We start from the raw sequence: 22,289 nt of genomic DNA, 5'->3' as shown, positions 1-22,289 counted from the left end.
TACCGGGCCGCGCACAGGGCCCGGTCGCGGTTTACAGCTTAATGAAGTGTTCGCGGTAGTAAGCCAGCTCGGCGACCGACTCGCGGATATCGTCCATCGCCTGATGAGTGCCCTGCTTTTTAAAACCGTCGAGAATTTCCGGCTTCCAGCGGCGCGCCAGCTCTTTCAGCGTGCTAACGTCCAGGTAGCGATAGTGGAAATAGGCTTCCAGTTGCGGCATGTACTTAAACAGGAAGCGACGATCCTGGCCGATACTGTTGCCGCAGATCGGCGACTTGCCCGCCGGCACCCACTGCTTAAGAAACTCAATGGTCGCCAGTTCGGCATCGTGCTCGCTGACGGTGCTGGCCTTTACGCGATCCACCAGACCGCTGCCGGTATGCGTCCGCACATTCCACTCGTCCATTAATGCCAGCTGAGCGTCCGACTGATGCACCGCGATGGTCGGGCCCTCAGCCAGAATGTTCAGGTTGGCATCGGTCACCAGGGTGGCGATTTCGATAATGCGATCGCGCTCCGGATCCAGCCCTGTCATCTCAAGATCGATCCAAATGAGGTTGTTTTCATTTGCACTCATGCTATTTTCCACCCTTCTCGCGTGACTATATTCATCTAAAATAGCGTGTATCATAGAGGTTTTGCCCCATCAGGGCGACCAGGAGCCAGTTCGATTGAGTAAAAATAAACTCTCCAAAGGCCAGCAGCGCCGCGTCAAAGCCAACCACCAGCGCCGTCTGAAAACCACTGCGGAGAAGGCCGACTACGATGACAACCTGTTTGGCGAAACGTCGGAAGGCATTGTCATCAGTCGCTTTGGTATGCATGCCGACGTCGAATCCGCTGACGGCAGCGTGCATCGCTGCAATATCCGCCGGACGATCCGCTCGCTGGTCACCGGCGACCGCGTGGTCTGGCGGCCGGGTAAAGACGCCGCCGACGGCGTAAGCGTCAAAGGGATCGTCGAGGCGGTGCACGATCGCGCCTCCGTCCTGACGCGTCCGGATTTTTACGACGGCGTGAAGCCTATCGCCGCCAATATCGACCAGATCGTGGTGGTTTCCGCGATCCTGCCTGAGCTGTCGCTGAATATTATCGATCGCTATCTGGTGGCCTGCGAAGCGCAGGATATCGAGCCGCTCATTGTGCTGAATAAAATCGATCTGCTGGATGATGATGGTCTGCGCTTCGTCAATGAGCAAATGGATATCTACCGCAACATCGGTTACCGCGTGCTGCTGGTTTCCAGTCGGACTCAGGACGGCCTTAAGCCGCTGGAAGCGGCCCTGACCGACCGCATCAGTATCTTCGCCGGGCAGTCCGGGGTCGGTAAATCGAGCCTGCTGAACGCCCTGCTCGGGTTGAGCGAGGATCAGATCCTCACCAATGATGTCTCGGACGTTTCCGGCTTAGGTCAACACACCACCACCGCTGCACGCCTCTACCACTTCCCGCACGGCGGCGATGTGATTGATTCACCGGGGGTACGTGAGTTCGGCCTGTGGCATCTGGAAGCGGAACAAATCACCAACGGCTTTGTCGAATTCCATGATTATTTAGGCCGTTGCAAATATCGCGACTGTAAACACGATACCGATCCTGGCTGTGCGCTTCGCGAAGCGGTAGAGAACGGCAAGATCGCCGAAAGCCGTTTTGAGAACTACCACCGCATCCTGGAAAGCATGGCGCAGGTACAGGTAAAAACGCGTAAAAACTTTTCCTCGTCCGATGACTGATCATTAAGCTGAGCATCACGTCAGGCGCTGCCGGGCAGCGATGATGACGCAGCTTACGCGGATGCCATTTGGCGAGTTTTACGTATAGAATCGTCCCCTTTTTTCAGGTCCCCGCCCGCAGGCGGGGTCAGGAACGACATATCATGGCCTGGAGGCTACTTTGTTAAACGATCTTAAACTTTCACTGCAATACATTCTGCCTAAACTGTGGCTCACCCGCCTCGCAGGCTGGGGTGCGAGCAAACGCGCAGGTTGGCTGACGAAGCTGGTCATCGATCTGTTCGTGAAATACTACAAGGTCGATATGAAAGAGGCGCAGAAGCCGGATACCGCGGCTTATCGCACCTTCAACGATTTCTTCGTGCGCCCGCTGCGCGACGACGTTCGCCCGCTGAATACCGATCCAAACGTGCTGGTGATGCCGGCCGATGGCGTGATCAGCCAGCTTGGCGCCATTGAGAACGATAAAATCCTGCAGGCTAAAGGTCATGACTACAGTCTGGAAGCCTTGCTGGCCGGCAACTATCAGATGGCCGACCTGTTCCGTAACGGCAGCTTCGCCACCACCTACCTGTCGCCGCGCGACTATCACCGCGTACACATGCCGTGCAACGGCATCCTGCGCGAAATGATCTACGTTCCTGGCGACCTGTTCTCTGTTAACCACTTGACGGCGCAGAACGTCCCGAACCTGTTCGCCCGTAACGAGCGCGTCATCTGCCTGTTTGATACTGAGTTTGGCCCGATGGCGCAAATTCTGGTGGGCGCAACTATCGTCGGCAGCATCGAGACCGTGTGGTCCGGCACCGTGACCCCGCCGCGCGAAGGCATTATTAAACGCTGGACCTGGCCCGCTGGCGACAACGAAGGCTCCATCGCCTTGCTGAAAGGCCAGGAGATGGGCCGCTTCAAACTGGGTTCCACCGTGATCAACCTGTTTGCTCCGGGCCAGGTGAAGCTGGTCGACACGCTGCAAAGCCTGTCCGTGACCAAGATCGGCCAACCGCTGGCGACAGCAGTGGAAGCGACCGCCGCCGCTGAACCCGCGCCGTTACCGGAAGAAGAGATCCGCGCCGAACACCGCGCCAGCCCGCTGGTTGACGATAAACAAGACCAAGGTTAATTCTTCAGCAAAAGGGTTATGCCGTGCGCCTGATATACACTTTCCTGTTGGCCTTGAGCCTCAGTTTCGGGGCGTACGCTGCGACAGCCCCGGATGCTAAACAGATAACCCAGGAACTGGAACAGGCGAAGGCGGCAAAGCCCGCCCAGCCTGAAACCGTTGAAGTTCTGCAGTCCGCGCTGAACGCGCTTGAGGAGCGAAAATCATCCCTCGAGCGCGCCCGTCAGTATCAGGACGTTATCGACAATTTCCCCAAACTGTTTCAAAGCCTGCGTGCCCAGCTCAATAATCTGAGCGAAGAGCCGCGCCAGGTGCCAACCGGCCTGACCGCCGATGCGCTGAACCAGGAGATCCTGCAGGTCAGCAGCCAACTGCTGGAATCGAGCCGCCAGGCGCAGCAGGAGCAGGATCGCGCGCGTGAAATCGCCGACTCCCTGAACCAGCTGCCGCAGCAGCAAACCGATGCCCGTCGTCAGCTCAATGAGGTTGAGCGCCGCATCGGCACGCAAACCGGCAACAATGCTCTCGCCCAGGCGCAAAATCTTGCCCTGCAGGCGGAATCAGCGCGTCTGAAGGCGCTGGTGGATGAACTCGACCTCGCCCAGCTCTCCGCCAACAACCGCCAGGAGCTGTCGCGCGCCCGTTCCGAGCTGGCGCAAAAACAGAGCGAGCAGCTGGATGCCTATCTGCAGGCGCTGCGCAATCTGCAAAACAGCCAGCGCCAGCGGGAGGCGGAAAAGGCGCTGGAGAGTACCGAACTGCTGGCGGAGAACAGTGAAAACCTGCCGCCGGACATCACCGCCCAGTTTAAGGTCAACCGTGAGCTCTCCCAGGCGCTGAACCAGCAGGCGCAGCGCATGGATCTGGTGGCGTCCCAGCAGCGGCAGGCGACGAATCAAACGCTGCAGGTGCGCCAGGCGTTAAACACCCTGCGCGAGCAGTCGCAGTGGCTGGGCTCCTCCAATCTGCTGGGCGAAGCCCTGCGCGCCCAGGTGGCGCGGCTGCCGGAGCGCCCTCGCCCGCAGCAGCTGGATACGGAAATGGCGCAGCTGCGCGTGCAGCGTCTGCGCTTTGAAGATTTGCTGAGTAAGCAGCCGCAGCTGCGGCAGATCCGCCAGGCCGACGGCGAACCGCTGACCAGCGAGCAGAACAAGATCCTGCAGGCGCAGCTGCGCACGCAGAACGAGCTGCTGAACTCGCTGCTGCGCGGCGGCGATACCCTGATGCTGGAGCTCACCAAGCTGAAGGTCGCCAACGGCCAGCTGGAAGACGCGCTGAAAGAGATCAACGAAGCCGCCCACCGCTATCTGTTCTGGACTTCGGACGTCAGCCCCATCGGCTTCTCCTGGCCGCTGGAGATCGTCCAGGATCTGCGGCGCCTGATCTCCCTGGATACCATCAGCGAACTGGGTAAAGCCAGCGCGATGATGCTTACCAGCAAAGAGACCCTGCTGCCGCTGTTTGCCGCCCTGCTGCTGGTTGGCTTTAGCATCAGCTCGCGGCGCCATTTCACCCGCTTTCTCGAGCGCTCCAGCGCCCGGGTGGGGAAAGTCACTCAGGATCACTTCTGGCTGACGCTGCGCACGGTCTTCTGGTCGATACTGGTGGCCTCGCCGCTGCCGGTGCTGTGGATGACGCTCGGCTATGGTCTGCAGTCCGCCTGGCCGTTCCCGCTGGCGGTGGCGATTGGCGATGGAGTCACCGCGACGGTGCCTCTGCTGTGGGTGGTGATGATCTGCGCCACCTTCGCCCGGCCAAACGGGCTGTTTATCGCCCACTTCGGCTGGCCGCGTAGCCGCGTGGCGAAGGCGATGCGCTACTACCTGATGAGCATCGGGCTGATTGTGCCGCTGATTATGGCGCTGATCATGTTCGATAATCTTAACGACCGCGAATTCTCCGCTTCGCTGGGCCGCCTGTGCTTCCTGCTGATCTGCGGCGCGCTGGCGGTGGTCACCCTGAGCCTTAAGCACGCCGGTATTCCGCTCTATCTGGATAAAGAGGGGAATGGCGACAATATGGTGAACCGCCTGCTGTGGAACCTGATGCTTGGCGCCCCGCTGGTGGCCATGCTGGCGGCCGCCGTCGGCTACCTCGCCACCGCCCAGGCGCTGCTTGCGCGTCTGGAAACCTCGGTCGCCATCTGGTTCCTGCTGCTGGTGGTCTATCACATCATCCGCCGCTGGATGCTGATCCAGCGCCGCCGGCTGGCCTTCGACCGGGCCCGCCATCGTCGCGCGGAAATTCTCGCTCAGCGCGCCCGCGGCGAAGATGAGCCCGTTCACGTCAGCAGCCCGGAAGGGTCGGTGGAGACGGAGGTCAGCGAGGTCGACCTCGATGCCATCAGTACCCAGTCGCTGCGGCTTGTGCGCTCCCTGCTGATGCTGATCGCGCTGCTATCGGTCATCGTGCTGTGGTCGGAGATTCACTCGGCGTTTGGCTTCCTTGAGAATATCTCGCTGTGGGACGTGACCTCGACGGTACAAGGGGTGGAAAGCCTTGAGCCTATTACGCTTGGCGCGGTGTTGATTGCCATTCTGGTGCTGATCATCACCACTCAGCTGGTACGCAACCTGCCCGCGCTGCTGGAACTGGCGATCCTCCAGCATCTCGATTTAACCCCCGGCACCGGCTACGCCATCACCACCATCACTAAGTATCTGCTGATGCTGGTCGGCGGGCTGGTGGGCTTCTCAATGATCGGTATTGAGTGGTCGAAGCTGCAGTGGCTGGTCGCCGCGCTGGGTGTGGGTCTCGGGTTTGGCCTGCAGGAGATCTTCGCCAACTTTATCTCCGGCCTGATTATCCTGTTTGAGAAGCCGATCCGCATCGGCGATACGGTCACCATTCGCGACCTGACGGGCAGCGTCACCCGCATTAATACCCGTGCGACCACCATCAGCGACTGGGACCGAAAAGAGATTATCGTGCCGAACAAGGCGTTCATTACCGAACAGTTTATCAACTGGTCGCTGTCGGACTCGGTTACCCGCGTGGTGCTGACGGTGCCGGCGCCTGTGGACGCCGATACCGAAGAGGTGACGAAAATTCTCATCGCCGCGGCGCATCGCTGCTCGCTGGTCATCGATACCCCGGCGCCGGAGGCGTTTCTCGTCGACCTGCAGCAGGGGATCCAGATTTTCGAGCTACGTATTTTTGCCGCGGAGATGGGGCACCGCATGCCGCTGCGCCATGAGATGCATCAGCTGATCCTGGCGGGCTTCCGCGAGCATGGCATTGATATGCCGTTCCCTCCGTTCCAGATGCGTCTGGAAAGTATTGACGGCAGGCAAAGCAGTAAAACCATGACCTCGGCCGGAAAAACCAGCCGCCGTACGGCTGGTAGCCTGTAAACCATCCCCTGCCCGGCGGCACCGCCGGGCAGGCTCTTTAACTCTCCATCACCAGCGCGCCGGACGCCATGCGCCGACGGTAGCTTTCGTAGATCCCCAGCGCCAGCAGTGAGAAGAAGATCGGTCCACCCACCATCCACAGGGTACTGTTCCAGTCCCCGCTGTCGATGACGGGTTGGATAATGGTGAAGATATTGGCGAAGGTCACCACCAGCAGCACCACGCCGGTCGCCAGCAGCGTCGACGGACGGTTTTTGAAGATCACGAACGGCCGGTCAAGATGGGTTTTCGCCTTGAAGAACGGGAAGGCGATGGTCAGGAACAGATAAGGCAAGGTCATAGAGACATTGGCCATCAGCGTCAGCTTGTTATAAAACGCGGAAGCGCTATCCCCACCGAACGATACCAGTACGATAAACACCCTGACCAGCAGACACTGCAGCCACATCGCCGCGGCGGGCATTCCGTTGACGTTGAGACGGGTCATCACCGACGGCCAGAGCGCTTTTGGCGTGCCCTGGATAATCGCTTTCAGGGGAGAATAGCTGAGGGTGAAGAACGCGCCGGTGTAGGCGAGAAACATCGACAGGCCGGTAATACGGGCGAACCAGACCCCGGTCAGGGCTGACGCCGCAGGGGTCAGGTGCAGGGCCTGGCCCAGCGTCGCCCCGAGGCTGGTCATCAGCACATAGGTGATGTTGCCGAGGTTGGTCGAACGCGCGCCAAGCACCTGCTGCCAGTTGGCGCTCACGCCCCACAGCACAATCGCCAGCGAGTAACCGATCGAGATAACGATCGCCGCGATGATAATACCTTTGGCAAAGTTCTTTTCCGGCTTATCGGTCTTATCCACTAAGCCGCCAACCGCCTCAATTCCGCCATAGGCAAAGATGGCAAATACCACAAACGACAGCATCGCCATGCCCGACTGATACCCGGGATTAGGCGAAAGGGTGAAGTTTAACGGCTGGGCGAAATGACCGCCGTAAAGCAGAAGGATCGCCCCGCTCACCAGCAGCAGCACCAGGTTAAGCCCCATCACCGCGATACCGCCGACGGCGGTAATTTTAGCGATTTTATTGATCCCTTTGACGGCAATAAAGGTCACCACGACCATCCAGCAGGCCGCCAGAATACCGACCGTCTGCGTCGGCGTCAGGCTACCCAGCGCCCAGGTCTGGGTTTTGTCCGTGCCAAACAAAAAAGTAGAGAGCGGGACCCAGATCTTAGCGGCGGTACTCACCATCCACACTACGTACGAGGCAAACCACATAAAGGTACCAATGAAGGCAAAGCGCGGCCCGACGCTGTGGTTCATCCAGGAATAGATCCCGCCCTCTTCGCGACGATAAGCTGAGCCCATCTCCGCCATCATCAGCGCGAACGGGATAAAGAAAAAGAGGGCGGAAAAAAGGTAAAACGGCATCGCGCTATAGCCCATCAGATAAAACGCCGATGGGCTGTTGGCAAAGCCAAACACCGAGGTGAAGATCATCAGAATCAGCCCGATCAGGCTCATCTTCTTGAGTTGTTGATGCATAAATCTATCCAAACGTGGGCATCGCCCGACGAGCGACGCCTGGCCTCATAAAAAGAGCGCGGATAGTAGCAAAATCACGGAGGGAAATTGTGGGTATTCGGGCTAAAGCCGGGGCGAGGGTGTCAGGTTCAGAGTCGTCTTTCACCTCCCCCACCCGCCGGCGGAGGGAGGTGAAAAAGCGATCAGGCGCGGTCTACCGTAAAGGCGATCACTTCGCCGATGCTTTCAGCGCCCAGCGCCAGCATGACCACGCGGTCAACGCCCAGCGCCACGCCGGAGCAGTCCGGCAGACCCGCCTCCAGCGCCGCCAGCAGGTTGTTATCGATGGGCTGCTGCGGAAGGCCGCGCGCGGCGCGTTTGCGGTTATCCTGCTCAAACCGCAGGCGCTGTTCATGGGCGTCGGTCAGCTCGTGGAAACCGTTCGCCAGCTCAATACCTTTGTAATAGACCTCAAAGCGCTCAGCGACCCGATGATCTTCCGGGCTGATCTGCGCTAAAGAGGCCTGAGTCGCCGGGAAATGATAAATGAACGTTGGTCGATCTTTGCCGATGTGCGGCTCCACGCCCATGGTGAACAGCAGCTGCAGCAGGGTATCGCGATCTTCTTCAGTATCGGCGATATTGCTCAGATCCAGCTTCGCTGCGACTTCACGCAGCTGTGCTTTATCGGCAGAGAGCGGGTCAATTTCCAGATGGCGCTGAAACGCCTGCTGATAGGAGAGACTTTCCGCCGGTTGGCACTCCAGCACCTGCTGCAGCAGATCGTCCACCTCATTGATCAGGCGATACATGTCATAGCATGGACGATACCACTCCAGCATGGTGAATTCCGGATTGTGATGACGCCCCATCTCTTCATTACGGAAGCTGCGGCACAGCTGGAAGACCGGGCCGCAACCCGCCGCCAGCAGGCGCTTCATGTGGTATTCCGGACTGGTCATCAGGTACAGGTTAAGCCCCTGAGAATGGCCCGGGCCGACGAAACGGGTTTCGAACGGGAACAAATGAATATCCGTTACCGTCGCCTGACTCATGCAAGGCGTCTCCACCTCCAGCACGCCGCGATCGGTAAAGAAACGGCGGATTTCCGCCATCACCGCCGCGCGCTTCAACAGATTGGGAATGGGTGCGCTCGGCTGCCAGGTTGCCGTCTCGCTCATGGTACTTTCTCCGATTGCAAATTAAGGGCACGAAGTCTACTCGCAACCGGCGAGTGAAACAAATTTTGTGCAATCTCCGGCAGACTACATGCCATTAATCTATCGTTAACCCTGACGCATAAATACCACTGATAAATAACCGCACATATCGATAAAAAAATCGAACACGTCAATTTTCCATACTGACCCTAAGGCTATACTCCTGTACCTATAAAGGAGCAGTGATACTTTTTCGCCAGCCCGGCGGCGAAATACACTAAAACTGGAGGAATGTCGTGCAAACTTTTCAAGCCGATCTCGCCGTAATTGGCGCCGGCGGGGCAGGCCTTCGTGCCGCTATCGCCGCCGCTCAGGCCAACCCCAACGCTAAAATCGCCCTGATTTCTAAAGTCTATCCGATGCGCAGCCATACGGTCGCTGCAGAAGGGGGGTCCGCAGCCGTTGCCCAGGATCACGATAGCTTTGAGTACCATTTTCACGACACCGTCGCGGGAGGCGACTGGCTGTGCGAGCAGGATGTCGTCGACTATTTTGTTCATCACTGCCCGACGGAAATGACCCAACTGGAGCAGTGGGGATGCCCATGGAGCCGCCGCCCCGACGGCAGCGTCAACGTCCGGCGCTTCGGTGGCATGAAAATCGAACGCACCTGGTTTGCCGCCGACAAAACCGGCTTCCACATGCTGCATACCCTCTTCCAGACCTCCCTTCAGTTTCCCCAAATTCAGCGCTTTGACGAACATTTCGTCCTTGACCTGCTGGTCGATGACGGGCAGGCCCGCGGCCTGGTGGCGATGAATATGATGGAAGGCACCCTGGTGCAGATCCGCGCTAACGCCGTGGTGCTGGCTACCGGCGGCGCCGGGCGCGTCTACCGCTACAACACCAACGGCGGCATCGTCACCGGTGACGGGATGGGGATGGCCCTGGGCCATGGCGTGCCGCTGCGCGACATGGAATTCGTTCAGTATCACCCGACCGGCCTGCCGGGCTCCGGGATCCTGATGACCGAAGGCTGCCGCGGCGAAGGCGGGATTCTGGTCAACAAAAACGGCTACCGCTATCTGCAGGATTACGGCATGGGCCCGGAAACCCCGCTCGGCGAACCGAAGAATAAATATATGGAGCTGGGCCCACGCGACAAAGTGTCCCAGGCCTTCTGGCACGAGTGGCGGAAAGGGAACACCATCCCGACGCCGCGCGGCGACGTGGTCTACCTCGATCTCCGCCACCTCGGCGAGAAAAAACTGCTGGAGCGTCTGCCGTTTATCTGTGAACTGGCGAAAGCCTACGTCGGCGTCGATCCGGTGAAAGAGCCGATCCCGGTGCGCCCGACCGCGCACTACACCATGGGCGGTATTGAAACCGATCAGCAGTGCGAAACCCGAATCAAAGGGCTGTTTGCCGTGGGCGAATGCTCGTCCGTTGGCTTACATGGCGCCAACCGTCTGGGCTCCAACTCGCTGGCCGAGCTGGTGGTCTTCGGCCGCCTTGCCGGGGAGCAGGCCATGCAGCGCGCCGCTCAGGCGGGCGAGGCAAACGGCGCCGCCCTCGATGCGCAGGCTGCCGATGTGGAGCAGCGCCTGAAAGATCTCGTCAACCAGGAAGGTAACGAAAACTGGGCGAAAATTCGCGATGAAATGGGGCTGTCGATGGAGGAAGGCTGCGGCATCTACCGCACGCCGGAGCTGATGCAGAAAACGATCGACAAGCTGGCTGAACTGCAGGAGCGCTTTAAGCGCGTGCGCATTACCGATAATTCCAGCGTGTTCAATACCGATCTGCTTTACACCATTGAGCTGGGGCACGGTTTAAACGTTGCCGAATGTATGGCGCACTCGGCCATCGCCCGTAAAGAATCGCGCGGGGCGCACCAGCGTCTGGATGAAGGCTGTACCGAACGCGACGACGTCAACTTCCTCAAGCACACTCTCGCCTTCCGCGAGGCCGATGGCACTACCCGTCTGGAATATGGCGATGTGAAGATCACCACGCTGCCGCCGGCAAAACGTGTCTATGGCGCAGAAGCGGACGCGGCTGAGAAGAAGGAGACCACCCATGGCTGAGATGAAAAACCTGAAAGTCGAAGTGGTGCGCTACAATCCGGAGGTCGACACCGCACCGCACAGCGCGTTCTATGACGTGCCTTACGATGAACAGACCTCGCTGCTGGACGCGCTGGGCTACATCAAAGACAACCTGGCGCCAGACCTGAGCTACCGCTGGTCCTGCCGAATGGCAATCTGCGGTTCCTGCGGCATGATGGTCAACAAGGTGCCGAAGCTGGCCTGCAAAACCTTCCTGCGCGATTACACCAAAGGCATCAAGGTGGAGGCATTGGCCAACTTCCCGATCGAGCGCGATCTGGTGGTGGACATGACCCACTTTATCGAAAGCCTGGAAGCCATTAAGCCGTATATCATCGGCAATAACCGCACGCCTGACCAGGGGCCAAACAAGCAGACCCCGGCCCAGATGGCGAAATACCATCAGTTTTCCGGCTGCATCAACTGCGGGCTGTGCTATGCCGCCTGTCCACAGTTCGGCCTGAACCCGGAATTTATCGGCCCGGCGGCGATCACCCTCGCCCACCGCTATAACGAAGACAGCCGCGACCACGGTAAAAAGGAACGCATGGCGCAGCTTAACGGCCAGAATGGCGTCTGGACCTGTACTTTCGTTGGCTACTGCTCGGAAGTGTGTCCGAAGCACGTCGACCCGGCGGCCGCGATCCAGCAGGGCAAGGTGGAAAGCTCGAAAGACTTTCTTATCGCCACCCTGAAACCACGCTAAGGAGTGCATTATGACGACGAAACGCAAACCCTACGTGCGACCAATGACCTCCACCTGGTGGAAAAAGCTGCCGTTTTATCGCTTCTACATGGTACGGGAAGGCACGGCGGTACCGACGGTATGGTTTAGCATTGTGCTGATTTATGGGCTGTTTGCCCTCAAGCACGGCGCCGAGAGCTGGGCGGGATATATCGGATTCCTGCAAAACCCGGTGGTGGTAATCCTCAACCTGATTACTCTGGCGGCGGCGCTGCTGCACACCAAAACCTGGTTTGAGCTGGCGCCGAAAGCCGCCAACGTCATCATCAAAGGCGAAAAAATGGGGCCAGAGCCGGTCATTAAAGGGCTCTGGGTGGTGACGGCGGTGGTCACCGTGGTGATCCTGTTTGTCGCCCTGTTCTGGTAAGGAGGCTGAGATGATTAATCCCAATCCGAAACGTTCCGATGAACCCGTATTCTGGGGGCTGTTTGGCGCAGGCGGCATGTGGGGCGCGATCGTCGCGCCGGTGATAGTGCTGCTGGTCGGCATCCTGCTGCCGCTGGGGCTTGCCCCGGCCGACGCCTTCAGCTATGAGCGTGTGCTGGCTTTTGCCCAAAGCTTTATCGGCCGCGCGTTCATCTTTCTGATGATTGTCCTGCCGCTGTGGTGTGGGTTGCATCGTATTCACCACGCCATGCACGATCTGAAAATCCATGTGCCAAACGGTAAATGGGTCTTCTACGGCCTGGCGGCAATCCTCAGCGTCATCACCCTCGTTGGCGTACTGTTTATCTGATCCTGCAAGAGCCCGGTCGCATTTCTGCTACCGGGCTCGCTTCATAGAAAAATCTTGCCGCCTTTTCCCTGCTGGACTCTACACTTAGCTTAAAAGCCAGCAAGGAGCATGCCATGCGTATCCTGCCGATAATTACCGCGATTGCCGTCTCGTTCCTGTCTGTCGCCTGCAGCACGCCCACCCCGCCGCCGGGCGTCAACGTGGTCAGTCCCTTCGACGTTCAGCGCTATCTGGGTACCTGGTATGAAATCGCCCGCTTTGACCACCCTTTTGAAAGCGGGCTGGAAAAAGTCACGATCGCCTGGCACCCACGTGATGACGGCGGTCTGGATGTGGTGAATAAAGGTTATAACCCCGACCGCGGCATGTGGCAGAAAACGGACGGGGTAGCGTACTTTACCGGGGAGCCCAGCCGCGCCGCGCTGAAGATTTCCTTCTTCGGCCCTTTCTACGGCAGCTATAACGTCATTGCTCTGGATAAGGAGTATCGTTACGCGCTGGTCTGCGGCCCCGATCGCGACTATCTCTGGCTGCTGGCCCGGGCGCCGACCATCGCCCCGGAGGTCAGGCAGCAGATGCTGGACATTGCCACCCGACAGGGCTTTGATGTCGGCAAACTGGTCTGGGTCAATCAGCGCTATGATTAGTGCGCGCTGATCTTCAGGCCAATGATGCCGATCACGATACAGACAAGGCTGGCGATACGCATGGCGCTGGCGGATTCCCCTAACAGCACAATACCGGTCACGGCGGCCCCCACGGCGCCGATCCCGGTCCAGACGGCGTAGGCGGTACCTACCGGTAGGGTTTTCATCGCCCATGAGAGCAGCGCCATGCTGGCCACCATCGCCACGATGGTGATAACGCTGGGAACCAGGCGGCTAAAGCCATGGGTATATTTCAGGCCGACGGCCCACACCACTTCCAGCAGGCCAGCGATAAACAAGACTATCCAGGACATAAGGCTCCTTTGCTGGGGCCGTCCCCGGATGAGAAACGCTTACGGGTCGTCCCGTAAGGTGGATGAAAAGTCGTGGTGAGTATATCCAACGGAATGAGAGAAGTGAAGAACGGTACGGCGCTAAACCGTACCGTTGACGGCGTTTATTGCTGAGCTTTGGTTGCCGCGCCAGAGATTGCGTTGCCGCCGTCTGAAATATCCTCACCGACACCGCGCGTGGTGTTACAAGCGGTCAGTGCTGAAGAGAGGACCAAAACCGTAAAGAACGCTGCAATCGTTTTTTTCACCATAATGTCATCCTTAGTGTCAGTTTTGTTTTCATGCCCTATAAGCATAGACAAACCGTCCAAAGATGAAGGGATCTTTGCGATTTTTAAGAGAAAAGGAGTATGCGTGGAGGAGGCTGACATACCGGGAGGCAAGCGCCATTAACGAAACGGCAGGGAAATTCAGCTCACAGCGTGAGAGATAGCGTGGCCCAGGCCCTGAATATCTTCACCCACACCGCGGGCGGTATTGCAGCCAGCCAACAGCGCGCTGCTCAGAAAGAGTAACACCAGGAGTTTTACGCTGCGCTTCATGTATCGTGCTCGTTGTGCCTGTACGAAAAGAGCGGCGCAGCACGGAGGCTACGCCGGTCATCATGACGCGAAATTACTTCACGCGGGATACATATTCGCCAGAGCGAGTATCCACTTTGATCACTTCGCCAATCTGAACGAACAGCGGAACTTTAACCACCGCGCCAGTAGACAGGGTCGCCGGTTTACCGCCGGTACCCGCGGTGTCGCCTTTCAGGCCTGGATCGGTTTCAATGATTTCCAGCTCAACGAAGTTCGGCGGGGTGACCGCGATCGGCTGGCCGTTCCACAGGGTCACGATGCACTCAGCCTGATCCAGCAGCCATTTAGCGTTGTCACCGATCGCTTTCGCGTCAGCAGACAGCTGCTCGAAGGTTTCGTTGTTCATGAAGTGCCAGAACTCACCATCGTTGTACAGGTAAGTCAGGTTCATATCGACAACGTCCGCGCCTTCTGCGGAATCGGTAGATTTGAAGGTTTTCTCAACGCGGGTACCGGTCAGCAGACGGCGCAGCTTAACGCGCGCAAACGCCTGGCCTTTACCTGGTTTAACGAATTCGCTGGCTTCTACCGCATAAGGTTCGCCATCTAACATGATTTTAAGACCAGCACGAAAATCGTTGCTATAGTAAGTCGCCATAAGGCCCTCTGAAATTGTTTAACTGGTAGCTAAGCCACAAAATGGCGCATATTGTAACCCTAAATACCCCATCCAGAGAAGATTGGATAACGCAACTTGCCAATGTTGTGACCAGTCCTGATGAACTGCTGCGTCTTTTAAATGTAGACGCTGATGAAAAACTGCTGGCCGGACGCGAGGCCAGACGCCTGTTCCCGCTGCGCGTCCCGCGCGCGTTTATCGCCCGCATGGAGAAAGGCAACCCTAACGATCCGCTGCTTCGTCAGGTACTTACCGCCGAGGAGGAATTTATCGTCGCCCCCGGCTACTCCACCGATCCGCTGGAAGAACAGCACAGCGTGGTGCCCGGTCTGTTGCACAAATATCGCAACCGGGCCCTGCTGCTGGTGAAAGGCGGTTGTGCAGTCAATTGCCGTTATTGTTTCCGCCGCCACTTCCCATACGCCGAAAATCAGGGCACCAGGCGCAACTGGCAGACGGCGATGGACTACATCGCGGCGCATCCACAACTCGATGAAATCATCTTCTCTGGCGGTGATCCGCTGATGGCGAAGGATCATGAACTCGACTGGCTAATGACCCAGCTGGAAGCCATTCCGCACGTTAAGCGCCTGCGTATTCACAGCCGCTTGCCGATTGTGATCCCGGCACGCATCACCGAGACGCTGACCAGCCGCTTCCAGCGTTCGTCGCTGCAGGTAATTCTGGTTAACCACGTCAATCACGCGAATGAAATTGACGATGAGTTCCGCGCGGCGATGGCCATGCTGCGCCAGGCGGGCGTCACGTTGCTCAACCAGAGCGTGCTACTGCGCGGGGTGAACGACAACGCGCAAACCCTGGCCGACCTCAGTAATGCGCTGTTCGACGCCGGGGTAATGCCCTACTACCTGCACGTGCTGGATCGGGTGCAGGGAGCGGCGCACTTCATGGTCAGCGATGATGAAGCCCGTGAAATCATGCGCGAACTATTGACCCTCATCTCTGGCTATATGGTGCCGAAGCTGGCGCGCGAGATTGGCGGGGAACCCAGCAAGACGCCGCTGGATTTAGGGCTGAAGCAGCGTTAATAAACTGAAGGTCTGCCAGGACGTTCTGGCAGACCTTCGGATAGGAAGATTTCGACAGACGGGTGTTAAGGTGACCAGCAAATGACTATCGCACCGCGCTATAACCCCTGGCTGTGACGAGCTACCGGTTTAGCACGACCAACACAATAATATTAATTACAATCATCACGACAATTAGCGCGATTAACCATACGGGTATTTTAAAAGTAACATGCAACCGCTCAGATGCTTTTTCACCTTCTTCCGGTTTATTTGCCATCAAATCACTGCCATGCTTTGATGAGTTTTCTATTAGTGGAAGATTTAAATGAGTGTCAGACTTTTCCTTTTCTTCAGAAATAAAGTCGACAACTTTATTATTCTGATAATGCGTTAATGTCACCCGATTCATATTCTTGCACTCTTCATCAGAGAGAGGAATGACCAATGTATTCGGAGCGACGCTAAAGCCTTTTTGCCGGACGGTGATAATGATATCCTCAGATAGCCCAGCTTTTACCAGCGATTTTCGCAGCAAAGAGATATTTTGATAGAACGTATTTTGCGAAACGACCACCCCCCGTGTTTCCCATACAGCCGCCAGGAACTCATCCCGTGAAATGACTTTGCCGCAATTCTGCAAAAGCAGCAGCAAGCATCTGGCGGTTGGCGCATTGAGGCTGATGCACTCCCCGTCCCCGGCAAGCGGCCGCAGCTCATTCATATTGGCATTAAATATAATCTCCTGATTAATTATACACCCATTAAATAATACTGCGTCATCCATATCCTTGCCCCACGTAACCCTATTATCCATAATAAAATCAAATGATTTCAACCAAACGATTATGTGAACATTCTTGTTTCAGATGGAAACAGGTACATTTCACATTGAAGTTCAGCCCACAGGATACCGCAGATAAAAAAACAAGCGATAGCTAACTTGCTTAATGGTCACATTTTCAGATTAAATTAATCTCAACTGGAATCCACATCTCATCAGAGAGGGGGGCAGCATTAAATTCACGGGTGCTTCATCAATAATTCACAAGCATTTTTTGCACCAGACTTTTAAATTACTCCCGCTTCTCCATGGTTCGCTATGGCAAGCGATATGGTAGCGTTGTTCAACAGGATGATTTGTCTCAGCACTATATAAAGGAATGCTGGCGCTTATTTTCAATATCAATGCGAATGCATACTCCATTCCCTTGATAACTGTTATCAACTCTACACAGGACTAAGTATCTATATATGGATTAATTAAATGAAAAAGACAATCGTAGCTGTAATGGTCGCTGCATCTGCAGTGCTGAGTGCTCAGGCAATGGCAACCAACACCGCTCAGGTAACTGTACTGGGTGAAGTCTCTGATGCAGCTAACTCTTGCGTCGTGACTCCGACTGGTACCCTGAACAACGGTATCGTTCAGCTGATCACTGTGACCACTGCGGAAGCAAATGCTGAAGCTGCAGGTACTCTGTTCAAAACTCAGGACTTCGGTTTTAAAGTTACTGACTGCGCACAGGGCAGCGCTAACCCGGTTACCGGCCTGACTGTAAACGTTGCCGGTGTCACCTCCAGCGATAAAACCATCCTGGACAACACCGCAGCTGGCGGCGCTACCGGTATCGGTATCGGTATCCAGCGTCTCAGCGATTCACATCGCGTAGCCTTCGACGGTTCTGACACCATGACCGAAAGCTACTCTGCTACTACCGGTACTCAGCTGAAGTACACCACTGGTTATGTAAAAGTGAACTCTGCTACTCCGGTCACCGAAGGCCCGGTTAAAGGTGTTGCGACCTTTACTATCGATTACACCATCTAATTTTTCCCCAAAGGGCCCCGCTTCACGGCGGGCCCTTTTTTGCATTCAGAGAAAAAACATGTTCAGGACTTTATTAACTTTCACCGCTTCCTGTGCATTACTCCTCAGCAGTATTGCCCATGCCGGTATTGTAGTGGGATCCACCCGCTATCTGTATAAAGAAGGCGCACGTGAAATCACCGCGCAAATAGAAAATAAAGATGATATTCCCTATCTGATTAAATCCTGGGTTGAAACGCCGGCAGGAAAAGCGCCCTCTTTTATGGCCACGCCGCCGCTGTTCCGCCTTGAAGGGAAACAACAGAATACGGTTCGTCTGTTTTCTAACGGAAACGTTAATGCGCCGACCGACCGGGAATCCATGTACTATTTTAACGTGATGGCGATTCCTCCGGCAGATGATGCCAAAGCGAATAACAACACCATTCAACTAGCAGTCCGTCACCGTATGCGTCTGGTCTATCGTCCTAAAGCACTTTTCGACCTCTCCCCTAATACGGAAGCGAAAAAGCTCGAATGGCGAAAGTCTGGCACTAAGCTGACGATCAAAAATCCAACGCCCTTTTTCTTCTATTTCCATAGCATCCAGATTGGCAGCAAAGAAGTGAAGCCGGAAGTCAACTCGGTCGCCCCGATGACGACTAAAGAAGTGACGTTAAAAGAAAATATTAATGCCTCCAGCATTACCTGGAAAGTTGTCAATGATTATGGCGGAGCTGGGTCGCTCTACTCCTCATCGCTGTAATAAGAAATTTATTTTATCATTATAGGGATGTGTCTATGCCAAATAAGAATAATGGATTATTCAAACTATCCACCATCTTCTTTGCAATGCTTCCGGCATTGCTTTCTGGTTTGAATAATAAAGCGCAAGCACGTGACTTTTTCGATCCCTCATTCATTAGCTCATTGAATGGTAGCGATCCATCAACCACTCCTGACTTATCCGTATTTCAGACCCAGAACGCGCAGGCGCCGGGGGATTATCGGGTCGATATCATGTTTAATGGCCGCTACCTGGATACCAGGACGATAAAGTTTGTCGCCAACAATCGCGCCAGCAGCGATAACCGCGAACCCGCTCTGGTTCCCTGCCTGAGTCTAAAAGCTCTCGCGGAATATGGCGTAAGGATAAAATCCTTTCCAGAGTTAGCCGAGGATCAAAACGGCTGTGCAAACTTTTCTGTCATTCCGGACACCAAAGCGGATTTTGACTTTACCGCCCAGCGCTTAAATATTTCTATTCCGCAGGCGGCCTTATCCACCACCGCGCAGGGATATATCCCACCGGATCAGTTTGATGATGGCATCAACGCCCTGCTGGTGAACTACCAGTTCAGCGGCTCGAACGACATGCAGGCCAATGATGAATACTACAGCTTGAACCTGCAGTCTGGCCTCAACGTTGGCCCATGGCGTATCCGCAACCTCAGCACATGGAATAAAAACAATAGCGATGCCGGGGACTGGGACTCCGCCTATCTCTATATGCAGCGAAGTATTCGCTCGATCAACAGTAACCTGGTGATGGTCGAAAGTTCATCGCTCTCAACCATCTTCGACAGCGTGCCGTTTACCGGTATTCAGCTGGCCACCGATACCACGATGTTGCCGGAAAGTATGCGCGGCTATGCGCCGATTATTCGCGGTATCGCCAAAACCAACGCCCGCGTCGTCATTAAACAGAACGGCTACCAGGTTTACCAGACCTACGTGGCACCCGGGGCATTTGAAATCACCGATATGTACCCGAGCGGCGGTAGCGGCGACCTTTACGTCAGCGTGGAAGAGTCCGACGGATCCAAGCAAGAATTTGTTGTGCCGTTCGCCACCCTACCGGTCATGGTGCGTGAAAATCAACTGGAGTATGAGATTACTTCCGGTAAATATCGTCCTTACGATGGTGGAGTCGATGAAACGCCATTTACTCAGGCCACCGCGACCTATGGCGTCTCCAGCAGCCTGACGCTTTATGGCGGTATGCAGGCGGCCTCGCGCTACCAGGCGCTGTCGACGGGCCTCGGCTATAACCTGGGCGAGCTTGGCGCCGCCTCGGCAGACGTCACCCAGGCATGGTCGAAAAAGAAAGACGATGAAAAGACCTCAGGACAGTCCTGGCGGGTCCGTTATGGTAAAAACATTGTCGAAACTGGCACCAATGTCACCATCGCGGGCTACCGCTATTCCACCCGCGGCTTTAATACCCTCTCGGAGGTGCTGGATAGCTACTCTAATGACGGTAATTATACCTCTCGCTCACTGCGCAATCGCACCAACCTGACGGTTAACCAAAGCCTGGGTAAAGGCCTCGGTAGCCTGTCGATAAGCGGGTTGATTGAAGATTACTGGGACGATAAGCGAACCAACAAGTCAATTAGCGTAGGTTACAACGGCGGTTTCCGTAATGTGAACTACTATCTGGGCTACAGCTATAACCGCTACACCTGGAGCGGAAATAACTCAGGTAAGGATGCCCAGGACGATCAGCGCATCACCCTGACGGTGACGCTACCGCTGAGCAACTGGCTGCCGGGTACCTATACCAGCTATCAATTAACCAACAGCAATCCGGGATCTACCGATCAGTCGGTCTCCATTGGTGGCGTCGGGCTAGATAACGACAGCCTGGAATGGAGCCTGCAGCAAGGGTACAGCAACCGGGAATATTACAGCGGCGATATGCGTGGGACCTATAACGGTGCCCGCGGCAGCCTTAATGCCGGCTATAGCTATGACAATAACAGCCAACGTATTGACTACGGCGCCAACGGCAGCATCGTCGCTCATGCCGATGGCATTACACTTGGCCAGGACATCACTGACGCCGCCGTGCTGGTTAAAGCGCCGGGCCTGGATAACGTCAAGTTGACCAACGATAACACCATCTCCACCGACTATCGCGGTTACGCTATCGTCCCGTACGTTACACCTTACCGTCGTACCGACATCACCCTTGACAGCACTTCACTGGGTGAAGATATGGAGCTTCCAGAAACTACGCAAAGCGTCGTGCCGACCCGTGGTGCCATCGTGCGTGCTAATTATGACGGCAATATCGGCCAGCGGGCCTTTGTGCATCTGAAAACCGCCAGCGGCCAGGACGTGCCTTATGGCGCAATGGTTCTGCTCGCCGGCGACAGCAAATCGCAGCCAAGTATCGTCAGCGACGCCGGGATGGTCTATATGTCCGGCCTGCAAGAGACCGGGATCCTTAACGTCCAGTGGGGCAAAAGCGCAGCGCAGCAATGTAACGCTTCATTTACTTTACCAGCCAGGGAAGGCAAAGCGTCTGGCATCAGTCAAATCGAAACGGTTTGTCGCTAATATTGACCAAGGAACAATAAAGAATGAGAAAAATACTTCTTTTTTTATCCCTACTATGCTGTTGTAGCGAGGTAATTGCCAAATGCGATTATTCTGGTTCCGCTGGACAAGCAATGTTTAACATAAGTCCTAAAATCGCAACAGACCCAACAATTCCGGTGGGTACAGTCCTCTATACTAAAAAAGTCGGTACCGGACATTATAAAACATTTGAGTGCAGCAAAATAATGGGAGACCAGTATATTGTTGAATCAACAGCACCGGAAGTTACCGGCGTCACGGGTATAAGGGGCAAACCAGTCTATGAAACCGGCATAGATGGAATTGGCTTTCAGTTTTCAGATCTTCTGAGCAGCAAAAATGGTTCTATTAATCCTGCTGTTGCTCAATCTACAATCGTACCTATTTTAGAATCGAATGAAGATTATAAATTTATGACGGTATGGTTAATTAAAACAAAGCAGGTCATCGATACATCCGGCACCAGTACAAACCCGGTATTTAAATTCTCAGCAGGTAACTTAAGCACCAACCCAAGGGCAGCTGACCGCCTTTTGTTAACAGCAACCCTGAAGTTCAAGACTATTTCATATAAAGATACCTCTTGCGATATTTCAGTATCAGGGCCTAGCCAAATCACCCTGAATAAAATTGAAAAAAACACATTAATGTCCATTTCTCGAGGAGGTACAACTCCATCACAAAAAACTATCAAAATGGATGTGACTTGCCCACAAGGTTCAGTTGGCAACAAGCTTTACTACTGGTTTAACCCTGTTAATGGCACCAGTTCTGCCGGGGATGGGATCATCGATAACATGATAACTGGAACCGAAGCCGCAAATAACGTTGGCGTTATCTTCAAAATTGACAACAAGCCTATAATATTTTACGACGCCGAAACTTATAGCTTCGCCAAGGCACAGGCATCACAAAACTTTACCTTCACCGCCGACTATTATCGCATGAGTGACAATAGCGCTGAAGTCTCTTCCGGTCATGTAAAAGCTATGCTTGAAGTTGTCATACAGGAAGAGTAAAAGTATAACCTCCATACCCCTACAAAAGGTGGATAATGATATCCACCTTTTTTATTTTTATGTCAACAACCAAAAAAATGTCATATATGAATGCAAGAATAAATCAATATATCTGCAGCACATCGATAATAGCTGCGTGCCACCACCTGCTGAATTAGTTACTGTTTTATGAACCTATAAATAGTTTAGATTTGATTCACTATTAACCTCTAATTTCATCAACAATTCATATTTAGTTGAGTTGATTCATACTACAGCAACGACTATCTTTTCTGCGGACCAAATTCTGGTCTGGAATGAATATATAATTTTAATTTTAGTTAAAGGACTAATCATGCACCAATTAACTGTATTTGAAATGGGGTAATGACTCCAATTTACTGAT

21 protein-coding genes are annotated in these 22,289 nt (G+C 55.0%); 13 read left to right on the top strand and 8 right to left on the bottom strand.

The window, feature by feature from the left end; all coding sequences use genetic code 11:
* Positions 1–31: 31 nt before the first annotated feature.
* Positions 32–577 (bottom strand): oligoribonuclease, encoded by a 546-nt coding sequence (gene orn, locus KHQ23_RS23710; protein WP_002885538.1) that lies wholly within the window; start codon positions 575–577, stop codon positions 32–34.
* Positions 578–671: 94 nt separating this feature from the next.
* Here orn and rsgA point away from each other — a divergent pair, with 94 nt between their 5' ends.
* The 3 genes from rsgA (at position 672) to mscM (ending at position 6,209) form a co-directional block, all read left to right on the top strand.
* The gene (gene rsgA / locus KHQ23_RS23705) at positions 672–1,733 is read left to right on the top strand and encodes a small ribosomal subunit biogenesis GTPase RsgA (protein WP_002885537.1); all 1,062 of its coding nucleotides are present in this window, start codon (positions 672–674) and stop codon (positions 1,731–1,733) included.
* Between the two features lie 160 nt (positions 1,734–1,893).
* Positions 1,894–2,856, top strand: coding sequence for an archaetidylserine decarboxylase (gene asd, locus KHQ23_RS23700; protein ID WP_002885536.1), 963 nt, complete (start codon positions 1,894–1,896; stop codon positions 2,854–2,856).
* 23 nt (positions 2,857–2,879) lie between these two features.
* Positions 2,880–6,209, top strand: a complete 3,330-nt coding sequence (gene mscM, locus KHQ23_RS23695) for a miniconductance mechanosensitive channel MscM (RefSeq protein WP_211776888.1) — start codon at positions 2,880–2,882, stop codon at positions 6,207–6,209.
* Positions 6,210–6,246: 37 nt separating this feature from the next.
* Here the strand turns inward: mscM and yjeM are convergent, their stop codons facing one another.
* Both yjeM and epmA read right to left on the bottom strand, forming a co-directional pair.
* Entirely contained in the window at positions 6,247–7,749 is a 1,503-nt protein-coding gene (yjeM, locus tag KHQ23_RS23690; RefSeq protein ID WP_073553700.1) for a glutamate/gamma-aminobutyrate family transporter YjeM, read from the bottom strand.
* Between the two features lie 182 nt (positions 7,750–7,931).
* Positions 7,932–8,909: an elongation factor P--(R)-beta-lysine ligase gene (gene epmA / locus KHQ23_RS23685; protein WP_004146714.1), complete on the bottom strand. Its 978-nt coding sequence runs from the start codon at positions 8,907–8,909 to the stop codon at positions 7,932–7,934.
* Positions 8,910–9,184: 275 nt separating this feature from the next.
* On the opposite strand from epmA, the gene frdA reads away from it, so the two are divergent.
* The 5 genes from frdA to KHQ23_RS23660 all read left to right on the top strand — a co-directional run bounded on the left by frdA (position 9,185) and on the right by KHQ23_RS23660 (position 13,125).
* Complete coding sequence (frdA, locus tag KHQ23_RS23680) at positions 9,185–10,975, top strand: fumarate reductase (quinol) flavoprotein subunit (RefSeq protein WP_004177727.1); 1,791 nt, start codon at positions 9,185–9,187, stop codon at positions 10,973–10,975.
* On the top strand, positions 10,968–11,702 hold the full coding sequence (gene frdB / locus KHQ23_RS23675; protein ID WP_004177729.1) for a fumarate reductase iron-sulfur protein: 735 nt from the start codon (positions 10,968–10,970) through the stop codon (positions 11,700–11,702). The genes frdA and frdB overlap by 8 nt, the downstream gene beginning before the upstream one ends.
* A gap of 10 nt (positions 11,703–11,712) precedes the next feature.
* Complete coding sequence (gene frdC / locus KHQ23_RS23670) at positions 11,713–12,108, top strand: fumarate reductase subunit FrdC (protein WP_002885530.1); 396 nt, start codon at positions 11,713–11,715, stop codon at positions 12,106–12,108.
* Positions 12,109–12,118: 10 nt separating this feature from the next.
* On the top strand, positions 12,119–12,478 hold the full coding sequence (frdD, locus tag KHQ23_RS23665; protein ID WP_032435457.1) for a fumarate reductase subunit FrdD: 360 nt from the start codon (positions 12,119–12,121) through the stop codon (positions 12,476–12,478).
* A gap of 113 nt (positions 12,479–12,591) precedes the next feature.
* Positions 12,592–13,125 (top strand): lipocalin family protein, encoded by a 534-nt coding sequence (locus KHQ23_RS23660; RefSeq protein ID WP_032435456.1) that lies wholly within the window; start codon positions 12,592–12,594, stop codon positions 13,123–13,125.
* Here the strand turns inward: KHQ23_RS23660 and sugE are convergent.
* The 4 genes from sugE to efp form a co-directional block, all read right to left on the bottom strand.
* Positions 13,122–13,439: a quaternary ammonium compound efflux SMR transporter SugE gene (gene sugE, locus KHQ23_RS23655; protein ID WP_002885521.1), complete on the bottom strand. Its 318-nt coding sequence runs from the start codon at positions 13,437–13,439 to the stop codon at positions 13,122–13,124. The genes KHQ23_RS23660 and sugE overlap by 4 nt on opposite strands.
* Positions 13,440–13,582: 143 nt before the next feature.
* Positions 13,583–13,729 (bottom strand): lipoprotein toxin entericidin B, encoded by a 147-nt coding sequence (ecnB, locus tag KHQ23_RS23650; RefSeq protein WP_002885518.1) that lies wholly within the window; start codon positions 13,727–13,729, stop codon positions 13,583–13,585.
* A 159-nt stretch (positions 13,730–13,888) separates the two neighbouring features.
* Positions 13,889–14,020 (bottom strand): entericidin A/B family lipoprotein, encoded by a 132-nt coding sequence (locus KHQ23_RS23645; RefSeq protein ID WP_002885511.1) that lies wholly within the window; start codon positions 14,018–14,020, stop codon positions 13,889–13,891.
* Between the two features lie 73 nt (positions 14,021–14,093).
* On the bottom strand, positions 14,094–14,660 hold the full coding sequence (efp, locus tag KHQ23_RS23640) for an elongation factor P (protein ID WP_002885506.1): 567 nt from the start codon (positions 14,658–14,660) through the stop codon (positions 14,094–14,096).
* A gap of 41 nt (positions 14,661–14,701) precedes the next feature.
* Here efp and epmB point away from each other — a divergent pair, with 41 nt between their 5' ends.
* Positions 14,702–15,730 (top strand): EF-P beta-lysylation protein EpmB, encoded by a 1,029-nt coding sequence (epmB, locus tag KHQ23_RS23635; protein WP_032434373.1) that lies wholly within the window; start codon positions 14,702–14,704, stop codon positions 15,728–15,730.
* Between the two features lie 121 nt (positions 15,731–15,851).
* Here the strand turns inward: epmB and KHQ23_RS23630 are convergent, their stop codons facing one another.
* Complete coding sequence (locus tag KHQ23_RS23630) at positions 15,852–16,496, bottom strand: winged helix-turn-helix domain-containing protein (RefSeq protein WP_032434375.1); 645 nt, start codon at positions 16,494–16,496, stop codon at positions 15,852–15,854.
* A 480-nt stretch (positions 16,497–16,976) separates the two neighbouring features.
* Between KHQ23_RS23630 and KHQ23_RS23625 the strand changes: the two genes are divergently transcribed.
* From KHQ23_RS23625 to KHQ23_RS23610, 4 genes are read left to right on the top strand one after another with little or no spacing between them, the layout of a single operon-like run.
* Positions 16,977–17,540 carry a fimbrial protein gene (locus tag KHQ23_RS23625; RefSeq protein ID WP_004177738.1) on the top strand — a complete coding sequence of 188 codons (564 nt, stop codon included), beginning with the start codon at positions 16,977–16,979 and terminating at the stop codon, positions 17,538–17,540.
* A 58-nt stretch (positions 17,541–17,598) separates the two neighbouring features.
* The gene (locus KHQ23_RS23620; RefSeq protein ID WP_211776889.1) at positions 17,599–18,285 is read left to right on the top strand and encodes a molecular chaperone; all 687 of its coding nucleotides are present in this window, start codon (positions 17,599–17,601) and stop codon (positions 18,283–18,285) included.
* Positions 18,286–18,320: 35 nt separating this feature from the next.
* A complete protein-coding gene (locus tag KHQ23_RS23615; protein ID WP_077273830.1) occupies positions 18,321–20,864 on the top strand; it encodes a fimbria/pilus outer membrane usher protein in 2,544 nt (847 codons plus the stop codon).
* A gap of 23 nt (positions 20,865–20,887) precedes the next feature.
* On the top strand, positions 20,888–21,904 hold the full coding sequence (locus KHQ23_RS23610) for a fimbrial protein (protein ID WP_004177744.1): 1,017 nt from the start codon (positions 20,888–20,890) through the stop codon (positions 21,902–21,904).
* The last annotated feature ends 385 nt before the right edge of the window (positions 21,905–22,289 follow it).

Source organism: Klebsiella sp. 64 (assembly GCF_018223915.1).
Classification (GTDB): domain Bacteria; phylum Pseudomonadota; class Gammaproteobacteria; order Enterobacterales; family Enterobacteriaceae; genus Klebsiella; species Klebsiella pneumoniae.
Note: the sequence above shows the minus strand (reverse complement) of the source record. Positions and strands in the feature narration are given on the sequence as shown.